This window comes from Clostridioides sp. ZZV15-6383, assembly GCF_020657735.1.
Classification (GTDB): Bacteria; Bacillota; Clostridia; order Peptostreptococcales; family Peptostreptococcaceae; genus Clostridioides; species Clostridioides difficile_D.
On sequence record NZ_JAGWCV010000008.1, the window covers coordinates 93,151 to 105,320 of the forward strand.

A 12,170-nucleotide genomic window follows, 5' to 3' on the forward strand; every position below is an offset into this window, starting at 1 on the left:
GTATTTTGTATGTATAATAGATATAGTTATTATTTAAACTCATTATTTATTTAATTTTTCAATAGAAAAAGCTTTATCTGTAAGTTTAAAATTATCTTTTATACCCTTAGTTAAGTATACTTTTTTATCCTTAGTTATAAATATAGCATCTACATTATTAATGCTATTAATTAAATCCATACCTTTCTCAAGTCCAAGCCCAAATGTAGAAGTGGATAAAGCATCACAATGAATAGATTTATCAGAGATTATTGTAACACTACTTAGGTTGTTTTCAAAAGGATACCCTGTAAATGGATTTAGCATATGATGATATATTTTTCCGTTTTTTTCAATAAATCTTTCATAAATTCCAGAGGTAACAACAGATTTATTTGTAGTTTCTATGTTTCCTATAGACTCACCATTTTTACTAGTTGGGTCTTGAATACCTATTTTAAAGGGTTTATCATTTTTACCATCTTCTAAAGTAAATATATTTCCTCCTAAGTTTACTAAACCTTTTTTTACGTCCTCTGATTTTAAATAGGATACAATTTTATCAGCAGCGTATCCTTTAGCTATTGCTCCTAAATCAATTTTCATATTTTCTTTGGTTAATTTTATAGATTTATTTTTTTCATCTAATACAATGTTCTTATAATCAATAAGAGGCAGAAGTTTTTGTATCTCAGAATCACTTGGCACTTTAGCTTTATCTGTTCCAATTGCCCATAAATTTGATAATGGACCAATTGTTATGTCAAAATATCCACTTGATAATTTGGAATATTGTATGGCTTCTTTTACAACGAAGAATGTATCATCAGAAACTCTGATAAAATTCTTACCAGCATTATCATTTATCTTAGAAACATCGCTTCCTGGTATATGAGTGCTCATTTTGTTGTCGATATATCTTAAAATTGAATCACATTCATTTAAGATTTTATCACTTTTGGATTCTTTTACATTAAATACAGTGACTTCATTTACTGTACCAAGGTAGTAGCTAGTTTTACTATATTTAGTATTCTGGCTTGAACTCCTAAAAAATGAAAATAAAATTAATGCTAAAATCAATATCACAAAAATAAATGTGATTTTTTTCTTATTCATGGTATATTCCTCCTATGAAATTGTGTTATTATTTTATTATAACATAATTTCATAGGAGGACAAAAAATGAAGAAAAAAGACATTCTTCTTATTTTGGGCGTTTTGGTTATTATTACAGCATGTTATGGGATAATAAATGTTATAAATTCTAAAAATGCTGGAAATATTGAGATTTATGTAGATAATAAATTGTATAAAACTGTTTCAATAAATGCCAAAGAAGAATTTAAAATAGAGAATAGAGGGGGGTATAACATAGTCAAGATTCATGATAGAGGGGTTGAGATAGTAGATGCTTCATGTCCTGATAAGGTTTGCGTACATACTGGCTTTATAAATAAGCCAAGTCAAAGTATAGTTTGTATACCTAATAGAGTGAGCATAAAAATAAATACAAATGAAAAGAATGATAATCAAGAAGATATAATTTCTAAATAAAATAATAAAAATAATTGAAAGGAATTGGTGATAATTATGGTTAATTTGGGAAATGATTGGGATGAATTATTGAAAGAAGAATTTGAAAAAGATTACTACTTAAATTTAAGAAAATTTCTTATAGAAGAATATAAAACACGACAAATCTTTCCAAATATGCACAATATATATGAAGCTTTAAAACACACTTCATATAAAGATACAAAAGTTTTAATATTAGGACAAGACCCATATCATGGAGATAATCAAGCTCATGGTTTAGCTTTTTCAGTTCAACCACAAGTGAAAACTCCACCATCTCTATTGAATATGTATAAAGAATTAAAAGATGATTTAGGGTGTTTTATACCTAATAATGGATATTTGATGCCTTGGGCAGACCAAGGAGTGTTACTTTTAAATACTGCTCTTACTGTTAGAGCACATGAAGCTAATTCTCATAAGAATAAAGGTTGGGAAATTTTCACTGATAGAGTAATATCTATTTTAAGTAAACGTGAAGACCCAGTTATTTTTGTATTATGGGGAAGTAATGCACGTAAAAAAGTAGAGTTGATTGATACAAGTAAGCATTATATTTTGGAAGCGCCTCATCCAAGCCCCTTGTCAGCAAGTAAAGGCTTTTTTGGATGTAAACACTTCTCTAAGATAAATGAAATTTTGGAAAAGCTAGGAAAAGAACCTATCAATTGGCAAATAGAAAATATATAAAAATAAAAGGTAACAAAATAATAACAAAACAACAATAAACAATGACATTGTTGTAACTAATAGAAATATGTTTGAATAGTTGAAAATACTATACAAGCATATTTCTATTTTTTTGTCAAGTTGACAACTCTTGAAAAAATAGTTACAATTTAGTTACACAAAAAACACAAATAAAAAAAGAAACTTACAAAGCAGAATTTTATGAAGCAAAATATATAGTGTAAAAAATCTGAGGGAGGAAATTTTATATGAATTTAAAAAAATTGAGTAATGTTAAAGTCTCGGCAATGGCGGTTGTTTTATCAGTTGGAATATTATCAGGATACTCTGCACTTAATAAACAAGTAACACTAGTAGTAAAGGGGGAAGAAAGAACTATATCAACATTCAGTTCTAATGTAGGAGATCTTTTAGAATCTCAAAACATCAGCTATGATGCAAATGATATAGTTACTTTAGATGAGAATTCAAAGTTATCTAATGGGGATAAAATAGAAGTAATTGATGTAAAGGAAAAAACAGTTGTAGAAACTAAAGACATTCCATTTGAAGTTACAGTAGTTGAAGACAATTCTTTATTAAAGGGAGATTCTAAAGTTAAAGAAGAAGGAAAGTCTGGTAAAAGTGAATTAATATATAAAGAAACTTATCACAATGGAAAGAAAGTAGAAAAGGAATTTGTGAAAAAAGTTGTTAAAGCTGAGCCAGTAAATAAGGTTGTAAGCAAAGGAACTAAGGTGGAAATGCAAGTCGCTTCATCAAGGGGAGAAAACTCAAGAAGAATGGCTTCTTCATCATCTAGTAGCAGTAGTAGTAATAATGGTAAAAATATGAGAGTAGTAGCAACTGCATATACTGGTCATAGTATAACTGCAACAGGAACAAAACCTAAATGGGGAACAATAGCTGTAGACCCTAAGGTTATACCATATGGAACTAAAGTTTATATACCTCAATTTGATATGGTATTTACTGCAGAAGACTGTGGTGGAGCAATAAAAGGAAATAAAATTGATATCTATATGAATGATTCAAAAACAGTTTATAACTGGGGTAGAAAAACTATAGATATACGTATATTAAAATAGTTAAATAATTTATATTTACACTGGAAATTATATTTTAATTAGTATAGAGAAGAAACTCTTTATAGATTCTTAAAATATACTTTCCAGTTTTTTATTTTAGATATATAATAAAACATGTAAATTTTAACTATGTATAGATAAAAACTATTTAAATTATAGTTTTCTATCAGATAAATCTATAAAAATTGTTGCAAAGAGTCAAAATATATGATATTATAGATTTCGTTGAGAAGGCTTTCATTATGGGAGTGGATGGGTGCCGGTGTGCCCTCTAGTCTTCAAAACTAGTATGAGGGGTTAAGAGCCTCTTAGGTGGGTTCGATTCCCACGCATTCCCGCCAGTATGTAAAAGGTATCTTTTAATTAAAAGATACCTTTTTAAATTTATTTTAAGATAATTTATTTTTAATAATATATAATATTTTGTATTATATAATGTGAATTTTCTAATACTATTATATATTTAGATAAAAGTCTAGGAGTGTGGAAAGATGGAAAATAATTTTACAACGAGAACTAGTTTTCTAGCTGGAGATGATGGGATAGAAAAACTTAATAATTCAAATGTAATAGTATTTGGAGTTGGAGGAGTTGGCAGTTTTACTGTTGAAGCTTTAGTAAGAGCTGGAGTGGGTAATATTACTATTGTAGATTTTGATGATGTAGATATAACCAATATAAATAGACAAATACCAGCCCTACATTCAACTGTAGGAAGGTATAAAGTTGACGTTATGGAAGAAAGAATATTAGATATAAATCCTAATATCAATATAAAAAAAATAAGAAGTCTTTATAATAAAGATACTAGTGATGAAATACTGACTGAAAGATATGATTATGTTGTGGATGCAATAGATATGGTAAGTTCTAAAATACATCTAATTGAAACTTGTGAAAAAAAAGGATTAAAAGTAATAAGTTCTATGGGTATGGGAAATAAGTTAGACCCAACTAAAATAGTTGTTACGGATATACACAAAACAAGCACTTGTCCTTTAGCTAAAGTTATGAGGAAAGAACTTAGAGATAGAGGCATCAAAAAATTAAAAGTAGTATATTCGACTGAACAGCCAATAGAACTTAAAAAGAAAGTAATGAATGGTAGAAAAGTAACACCGGGTAGTGTATCATTTGTTCCCTCTGTAGGAGGGCTAGTAATCGCATCTGTAATAATTAATGAACTATTAGGACAATAAGTTTTAAATATTTTAATTTATAAATTTTATATACCAACTTGAAGGCTAGAAGCATTAATATAAAATAATTTTATATTCATACTTTTAGCCTAATTATTTTATGTAGTTATAGTTTTATTTTTTATATTATGTATCTATCTCATATTTATGTTTTGTAAATATAATTTCTCCATCACTATAAAAAACAATATCTCCTATTCTGTCTGTTCTATAAATTGATACATGGTTTTGTTTTAGAGTATTAATAACTTCTCTGTGTGGATGACCATATTGATTTTTATATCCACATGATATTGTAGCTATATCTGGATTAACTTTCTTTATAAACTCTAAAGAAGACGATGAATTACTTCCATGATGACCTATTTTTATAAAATTAATATTGTTTAATTCAAAGGAATGTAAAATTTCTTTTTCATTTGGTTCTTCAGCATCGCCCATAAATAAAAAAGAGTTATTATTAAAAGTTAATTTGAAAACTATTGAATTTAAATTAGATTCTTCTTGTATATGTGAAGGGCTTAATACATATATATTTATATTGTTATCAATATTTAAAACATCATCTTTGTAGAGATACTGAATAGATAAGTTTTTATCAGTACAAGAATTTATTAGATTTTGATAAGCTTCACTATCTGTTGATTGTTCAGGCATATATATAGAGTTTACCTTAAATTTTTTTACAACATTATCAAGACTTCCTATATGGTCTGAATCTGGATGTGTAGCTATTATAGTATCAATAGTTTTTATTCTTTTTTGTTTAAGATAACTAGTAATTATGTTTTCACTATCTTCATCACCTCCATCAATTAAGATATTCTTATTTGTAGGTGTTTGAACTAAAATACTATCACCTTGTCCAACATCAATCATATGTATAGATAGTAGAGATTTTTTGTCACAGCCGCTTAAAAGTGATATTATAATAAGTATTGATAAAAAAATTTTATTTCTCAATAAAAAATCACTCCATTCATTACATGTTTATATAAATTTATGATGGGTAATATAAGATATATATAACTTATTATATTTTATATTCTAGACAATATAAATGAAATTAATACCATAACAAAATTGGAGTTTTTATAGATACAAAATAAAATTTTTAAAAATTAAGCAATAAAAAAGGTAGGAGGATTTTATGTTTTTCAAAGATATTGAACTAAATTCAAAAAAGGAGCTAGACCCATATTTTGATTTAGTAGATTATGAAGCTTGTGAGTACTGTTTTAGTACTTTATATATGTGGCAACATGTTTATAAGACAGGATATTATATAGGTGAAGATTTTGCTGTTTTAGTTGGGGAATATGAAGGAGATAGTTTCTCAATATTACCACTTGCTAAAAAAGACAAACTTCCAGAAGTTGTAGATTTTGTACTTGAATATTTTTCTAGAAATAACAAAAAAATATACCTAAGAGGTATTACTACTGAAGTAGTAGAGTTTTTAAAAGAAAAATATCCAGATAGATTTGAGTATATAGAAGAAAGAGATTTATTTGACTATATTTATGATGCAGAAAGTTTAAGAACTCTAGCTGGTAAGAAGAATCAAAAGAAGAGAAACCATATAAATTATTTCTTAAAAGAGTATGCAGGTAGATATGAAGCCAAGTTATTAGATAAAGAAAACTTCGATGAATGTTTGGTATTAATGAAAGAATGGGAAAGCAATAAAGAAGAAAATGATGAATTTGATGAAAGTATGGATGATGAATTAATAGGTATCAAAAAAATATTTAACCATTATGACATACTAAAAGATAAGGTAAAAGTTTTTGGTGTTTATGTGGATGGAAAATTAGAAGCTTTTAGTATAGGAGAACTTTTAAATCCAAATATGGCATTGATTCATATAGAAAAAGCTAATCCTGATATAAGAGGTCTGTATCCATTTATAAACCAACAATTTTTGGTAAGTGAATTTAAGGATGTTGAGTTTGTGAACAGAGAAGAAGACTTAGGTATTGAAGGTTTAAGAAAGGCTAAACTTTCTTATCATCCTTGCAGATTTGTTGAAAAGTACAGTGTTAGGGAGGCTTAGTAGACTATATGGAGATTAGATATGCTAAAGAAGAAGAAATAGAAAGTATAAAAGAAATTTGGAGTTATTGTTTTAACGACAGTGAAAGTTTCATGAAGTACTATTTTAGTGATAAATATAAATCTGAAAATACTGTAGTAGCTTTAGATGGAGGAAAAATTATTTCCTCTCTTCAGCTAAATCAGTATAAGTTACTACTAAATAACAAGGTATACAATACATCGTATGTAGTAGGGGTTTCTACACTTCCAGAAGGAAGAGGAACCGGATATATGAGTAAAGTTATTAAATTTACTTTAAATGAATTGTATAAAAGAGGGCAATTAGTTTCTATATTGATGCCAATTGACTATAGACTTTATAGAAGATTTGGATATGAGCATTGTTATGACCAGATTGAATATACTATTAACACAGATGACTTAAAAAATTTTAAATCAAGTGGAAAAATGATAAAGTCTGATTTATCACAAATAGATGAGTTGATACAAATAGATAGAGCTTTTTTAAATGAGGTTAATGGTAATGTGTTAAAAGATGAACATTATTATGAAAACTTATTTAAAGAGATTCAAAGTGAAGATGGACTTTTATACATTCATGAAGGAAATGAAAAGGATGGATATATAGTTTATTTTCTTCAGGGAGACAAAATGTTTGTTAGAGAGTTATTTTATAAAAATATAGATGCTCTTAAATCAATGCTTAGATTTATATATAATCACAATACTCAATGTAAGATAGCTACTATATCTACTCCTGTAATAGATAAGATGAGATTCATATTAGACAACCCTAAGGATAGTGAGATAAAAATAAAACCTTTTATGATGGGAAGAGTTATAAATGTAAAGAAATTTATTGAAGATATGGATATTGATAAGGATATTAATAGCTCAGTTAATTTATTAATAGAAGACAAGTTTATAGATGAAAATAATGGGCTATTTAAAATTTCTATACATAATAGAAATGTATCTGTAGAGAGATTAGATGAAAAAGGCACAGAAAAGATTCAAGAAGGTTTTGATATTAAATTAGATATAAATACCTTAACACAGTTAGCATTTTCATATATAGATGTAAAAGAAGCTCTTTTCTTAAATGATATAAAAGGTGTTTCAGAAGAAACAATAGAAGTACTTAATTGTATTTTCTCTAAAAAAAATAACTATATAAATGAATATATATAAGTAGAATACGTCAAAAGTTTTTTATAATCTTTTGACGTATTATTTTGTTTATATAATAATTTATCTTGTTTAAAAATCTACTATTTGAAAATAATCTAAATAATATGTTTTTATGTAGGAGTGATTATAATTCAAATAAGAAGACCTTTATTAATTATATTAACATTTGTGATAGTTACATCATTTATCATTACGAATAACGTAAAAAACGATGAAGAGCTTAATGATAAGATAATAACTATACAGGGAGTTGTTAAAGGGCAAATTAAAAAGAAAAAATACAATCAATATAAAGTAGGCGTTTTTCTAATAAATGATTATACAAGAAATAAAAATATGAAAACCGGTCAAGAAGTCAGTATTACGGGCAAATTTAAAAGTTTAGATAAAATGAAGTATGATAACTTTGATTATGGAAGGTATGTAAAAAGTACTGGATATAAAGGTATAATATACATAAATAACTATAAAGTTATTGGAAAAAATAAAATATATTCCTTAGTGGGTAAAATAAAATTTTATGTTAGTAAGACTTACAGATATTTATATAAGAAAAACTCAGATTTTATAAATTCTATATTATTAGCTGAGGTTGAAAATTTGACTGATGAGCAAAAAGAAATATTCACTAGAACAGGAACTAGTCATGTAATATCTATATCGGGTCTTCATACAGGTATACTATGCGTAATTATATCTTTTCTATTAAGAGGTATAAATAAATTGTATAAATTATTAATATTGTCGATTTTTATAACTTTATATTGTATAATGGTAGGTGCATCTCCATCCATAATTAGGTCTATAGCATTTGTTATGGTTTTCTATTTATCAATATTTATTGATAGAAAAAAGGATGGAATATCAGCATTGTCTCTAATAGGGATAGTTTTAATTATGAATAACCCCTATGTTATATATAATGTAAGTTTTCAATTATCTTTTTTAGCGACACTTTCTATATTAATATTCTACAATAAAATAAATAGTATTATAAAATTAAGTATGGTATCATTGACAATATCTTCAAATATATTAACTTTGCCTATAATATACTATACATTTAAAGGCATACCACTGCTTTCAGTTATAGGAAATTTAATTATAGTACCATTTGTAGGAGTAATAATGTATCTTAGTATCGCAAGTTTAATAGTATTCAAAGTAAGTGTAATAATAGCTAAAATTATATCCTTTTTTAATAGTACACTGATAGAAAGCATATTTTTTTTACTAGAAAAACTCAGCAATTTAAGTTTTGCATACATTAATATAGAAAACCCTAAATTTTATATTGTTGTTATTTATTACATAGGAGTGTTTTTTTACATATTTTACATAGAAGGAAAAGAGATAAAGGAGCAAGAGAATGAATTACAAGGATATTATAAGGAATGTAAAAGAGAAAAATTTTGAAAAAATGTATCTTTTTTATGGAAGAGAGTATTATCTAATCGAGAATGCAATAAAAGCATTTAAAGGTAGTCTAAACGAGGGAATGCTTGATTTTAATTTAGATATAATAGATGGAAAGGAAATAGTCTTAAATCAGCTTATAAGCTCTATAGAAACACTTCCATTTATGGATGATAGGAAAATAGTAATAATAAAAGATTTTGAACTATTAAAAGGGAAGAAAAAGAATTTTACAGATAGTGATGAGAAATACTTAATTGAACATTTAGACAACACTCCAGACACTACCACTATAGTTTTTGTTGTATATGGAGATATTGACAAAAGAAAATCTCTAGTTAAGAAAATAGGTAATAATGGAATTGTTTTTGATTGTGACAAGCTTTCTGATATGGATTTATTTAAGTGGATAAAAAAATCTTTTGCTTTAAATGAAGTCATAATAGAGAATTCTCAAATAATGTATTTTATTGAACAAGAAGGATATAGAGATAAGAGTAGTGAAAAGACTTTATCTGATTTAGAAAATGAAATAAATAAAATAAGTTCATTTGTTGGTAAAGGAAATAATGTGACTAATGACGTAATTGATAAATTATCTCAAAAAAAAGTTGAGAATGATATATTTAAATTAATTGATTATATTGGAGAACAAAATGCTTCCAATGCAATGAAAATACTAAACGATATGATACAAGAAGGAGAGTCTGTTTTAGGTATATTTTCTATGATAGCAAGACAATTTAAAATAATTATGCAAGTAAGACAGTTACAACTTGATGGATATTCAACAAAACTCATAGCTGATAAATTAAAAATGCATCAATTTGTTGTAGGAAAAGCATTAAAGCAAACTAAAAATTTTTCTGATGATATAATTGTGGAAATATTAAATTATATATTAGAAAGTGATTATAAAATAAAGACAGGTCTTATAAGAGATACTTTAGCTGTTGAAATGTTGGTTAGTAGATACTGTAAAAGAGAAGCAATATAAAAAATCTATAGATTAATAAAAAATAAATAGCAAGATATGTTATAGCTCAGAGTAGAAGTACGCTAAATTAAGACTAAGGATGTACAATTAACTATAATATGTCTAACTATTTATTTTTTATTGTATAAATTTACAAAATAAAAAACCCCTACATAGGGGTTATTATATATAAGAAATATAAACTGGTAATTAAGCGTTCATACCGTTTAATTTTTGAGCTAATTTAGCTACTTTTCTAGCTGCAGCATTCTTATGTATAGTTCCTTTAGAAGCTACTTGGTATATTCTTTTTTGAGCGTATTGGAACTTAGCAACAGCATCCTCTCTGTTTCCAGCTGCAACAGCATCTTCGAATCTTCTTATTGCAGTTTTTATTTGAGATTTTCTAACTCTATTTAAAGCAGTTTTCTTTTCGATAACACCTATTCTTTTCTTAGCTGATTTTATATTTGCCACCGTGTTCACCTCCCTGTATTTTTTTATCATATTCATCGTCAACATATTAGATTTTAACAGAAATAAATCTAAAAATCAAGGATTATTATTTATATATTTTAATAATGTTTTTTATTTTGATTTTTTAGACTATAGATTGTGTATAAATAATTTGCAATATCTTGTTTTTAGGTTGGTATATTTTGTGTTTTAAATATTTTAATATATATAAATTAATATTTCATTTTTGTAACAAATATTTTGAGATAATACAAACTATTTACATACATTTTGATAGTATTTCCAATAATTATAAGATAATGCAAGAAATTACTCATTTTTGTAAATTTAATAAAAAATTTATAAAAATATAAATTTATATGCTCAATTAAGATAATTTTTCCAATAGTATCAAATGCACTTAGTTCGATTGATAATACAAATGGTAAAGATAAGTATGAAACTTCAGCCATTATTGCAGATAAACAGAATTATACTAAAGTCATCCTTATCAATGTGGATAATAGTTTAGCAGATAGATTATCAGCAAGTGGATTGGCTGGAGTTGAAAACGCGCCAATATTATTGACTAAGAAAGATGAGATACCAGATTTAACATTAAAAAGACTTAATAATGTTAAAAAAGTATACATAATAGGAGGAAATAATTCTATAGGAAGAAAAGTAGAGAATTTATTAAAGGGAAAAAATATTGACGTTGAAAGAATTGAAGGAAAAGATAGACTTAGTAGAAATTATAAGGTAAGTGACAAGATTTTAGAATTAAAAGGTACCTCAGGTAATGTACTGGTAACAAATGGGTTTAAAGGTGAAGCCTCGTGCAACAGTTTATCACCATGTTAAAATTTTGGAACAATATGATTGAAGTATTCAAAGAAAATCGTGTGTGTGGTACAATTGAAATAGTTTATGCATTAAGGAATATACAGCATCTATGGAAGGAGAAACATTTGTTATACTTTCTACAGTATTTCATGTAGGATTGATGCGGGAAATACCAAGACTATAAAAAAGATAGTGTGCTTTTTACTTAAGAATTTCTGTATATGAGCGATAATAAATAAGAAAGTCTTCTTAAAAGTATAGCTGACTTATTGAAGCCATATATAGAACAAAAGCATAAATTAAATCTAAAACTTAGAAAACTTTCAATTATATCTTCTCCGCCTATAGTTAATAATGATAAAACAAAATAACATGCATCTTATTTTTATAAAAGGAGGTTGTTTTTAATTAATAAAAACATAGATAAATATAGTTGTTTATAGTAAATTATAGTCAAGATGTGATTATATGAAAAACAATAACTATAAACCAAAAGAGTTTGCAGAGTTAATTAATATTTCATTCAGAACTCTGCAACGTTGGGATGTTGAAGGGAAATTAAAGGTTTTTAGAACTCCAACAGATAGAAGATATTACACTTATGAACAATATTTAGAATATAAAGGAATACATAAAGAACAAGTAAATAGAAAAAATGTTATTTATACAAGAGTTTCAACTTCTAATCAAAAA

At 26.2% G+C, this 12,170-nt stretch carries 13 protein-coding genes and 1 tRNA gene; 11 read left to right on the top strand and 3 right to left on the bottom strand.

Annotated elements, in window-relative coordinates; translation table 11 throughout:
- Positions 1–42 precede the first annotated feature (42 nt).
- Entirely contained in the window at positions 43–1,098 is a 1,056-nt protein-coding gene (locus KGF42_RS05160; RefSeq protein ID WP_227825913.1) for an FAD:protein FMN transferase, read from the bottom strand.
- Between the two features lie 66 nt (positions 1,099–1,164).
- On the opposite strand from KGF42_RS05160, the gene KGF42_RS05165 reads away from it, so the two are divergent.
- From KGF42_RS05165 to KGF42_RS05185, 5 genes are all read left to right on the top strand, one after another.
- On the top strand, positions 1,165–1,536 hold the full coding sequence (locus KGF42_RS05165; protein WP_054274484.1) for a NusG domain II-containing protein: 372 nt from the start codon (positions 1,165–1,167) through the stop codon (positions 1,534–1,536).
- A gap of 36 nt (positions 1,537–1,572) precedes the next feature.
- Positions 1,573–2,247 carry a uracil-DNA glycosylase gene (locus KGF42_RS05170; RefSeq protein WP_107595415.1) on the top strand — a complete coding sequence of 225 codons (675 nt, stop codon included), beginning with the start codon at positions 1,573–1,575 and terminating at the stop codon, positions 2,245–2,247.
- Positions 2,248–2,495: 248 nt separating this feature from the next.
- Entirely contained in the window at positions 2,496–3,335 is an 840-nt protein-coding gene (locus KGF42_RS05175; RefSeq protein WP_227821063.1) for a 3D domain-containing protein, read from the top strand.
- Between the two features lie 244 nt (positions 3,336–3,579).
- Positions 3,580–3,676: transfer RNA gene (locus tag KGF42_RS05180), tRNA-Sec, on the top strand.
- 150 nt (positions 3,677–3,826) lie between these two features.
- Positions 3,827–4,534 carry a tRNA threonylcarbamoyladenosine dehydratase gene (locus KGF42_RS05185; RefSeq protein ID WP_227825914.1) on the top strand — a complete coding sequence of 236 codons (708 nt, stop codon included), beginning with the start codon at positions 3,827–3,829 and terminating at the stop codon, positions 4,532–4,534.
- Positions 4,535–4,660: 126 nt separating this feature from the next.
- Here the strand turns inward: KGF42_RS05185 and KGF42_RS05190 are convergent, their stop codons facing one another.
- Entirely contained in the window at positions 4,661–5,497 is an 837-nt protein-coding gene (locus KGF42_RS05190) for a ComEC/Rec2 family competence protein (protein WP_227825915.1), read from the bottom strand.
- A 187-nt stretch (positions 5,498–5,684) separates the two neighbouring features.
- On the opposite strand from KGF42_RS05190, the gene KGF42_RS05195 reads away from it, so the two are divergent.
- From KGF42_RS05195 to holA, 4 genes are all read left to right on the top strand, one after another.
- Positions 5,685–6,590: a DUF2156 domain-containing protein gene (locus tag KGF42_RS05195; RefSeq protein ID WP_054274479.1), complete on the top strand. Its 906-nt coding sequence runs from the start codon at positions 5,685–5,687 to the stop codon at positions 6,588–6,590.
- An 8-nt stretch (positions 6,591–6,598) separates the two neighbouring features.
- Entirely contained in the window at positions 6,599–7,783 is a 1,185-nt protein-coding gene (gene eis / locus KGF42_RS05200) for a GNAT family N-acetyltransferase (protein WP_227825916.1), read from the top strand.
- A gap of 120 nt (positions 7,784–7,903) precedes the next feature.
- Positions 7,904–9,199 (top strand): ComEC/Rec2 family competence protein, encoded by a 1,296-nt coding sequence (locus tag KGF42_RS05205; RefSeq protein WP_227825917.1) that lies wholly within the window; start codon positions 7,904–7,906, stop codon positions 9,197–9,199.
- Positions 9,153–10,196 carry a DNA polymerase III subunit delta gene (holA, locus tag KGF42_RS05210; RefSeq protein WP_227821057.1) on the top strand — a complete coding sequence of 348 codons (1,044 nt, stop codon included), beginning with the start codon at positions 9,153–9,155 and terminating at the stop codon, positions 10,194–10,196. The genes KGF42_RS05205 and holA overlap by 47 nt, the downstream gene beginning before the upstream one ends.
- Before the next feature lie 189 nt (positions 10,197–10,385).
- On the opposite strand, the gene rpsT is transcribed toward holA, so the two are convergent.
- Positions 10,386–10,652: a 30S ribosomal protein S20 gene (gene rpsT, locus KGF42_RS05215; protein ID WP_021385419.1), complete on the bottom strand. Its 267-nt coding sequence runs from the start codon at positions 10,650–10,652 to the stop codon at positions 10,386–10,388.
- Between the two features lie 408 nt (positions 10,653–11,060).
- On the opposite strand from rpsT, the gene KGF42_RS05220 reads away from it, so the two are divergent.
- Both KGF42_RS05220 and KGF42_RS05225 read left to right on the top strand, forming a co-directional pair.
- Positions 11,061–11,495, top strand: a complete 435-nt coding sequence (locus KGF42_RS05220) for a cell wall-binding repeat-containing protein (protein WP_227821110.1) — start codon at positions 11,061–11,063, stop codon at positions 11,493–11,495.
- 450 nt (positions 11,496–11,945) lie between these two features.
- A partial coding sequence (locus tag KGF42_RS05225; protein ID WP_227825918.1) for a MerR family transcriptional regulator occupies positions 11,946–12,170 on the top strand: 225 nt, incomplete at its 3' end.

Bases quoted from the DNA above. Each gene is read 5' to 3' on its own strand.
- KGF42_RS05175 (WP_227821063.1), top strand. From the start codon at position 2,496: ATGAATTTAAAAAAATTGAGTAATGTTAAAGTCTCGGCAATGGCGGTT.
- KGF42_RS05160 (WP_227825913.1), bottom strand. From the start codon at position 1,098: ATGAATAAGAAAAAAATCACATTTATTTTTGTGATATTGATTTTAGCA.
- eis (WP_227825916.1), top strand. From the start codon at position 6,599: ATGGAGATTAGATATGCTAAAGAAGAAGAAATAGAAAGTATAAAAGAA.
- KGF42_RS05195 (WP_054274479.1), top strand. From the start codon at position 5,685: ATGTTTTTCAAAGATATTGAACTAAATTCAAAAAAGGAGCTAGACCCA.
- KGF42_RS05185 (WP_227825914.1), top strand. From the start codon at position 3,827: ATGGAAAATAATTTTACAACGAGAACTAGTTTTCTAGCTGGAGATGAT.
- KGF42_RS05170 (WP_107595415.1), top strand. From the start codon at position 1,573: ATGGTTAATTTGGGAAATGATTGGGATGAATTATTGAAAGAAGAATTT.
- holA (WP_227821057.1), top strand. From the start codon at position 9,153: ATGAATTACAAGGATATTATAAGGAATGTAAAAGAGAAAAATTTTGAA.
- KGF42_RS05165 (WP_054274484.1), top strand. From the start codon at position 1,165: ATGAAGAAAAAAGACATTCTTCTTATTTTGGGCGTTTTGGTTATTATT.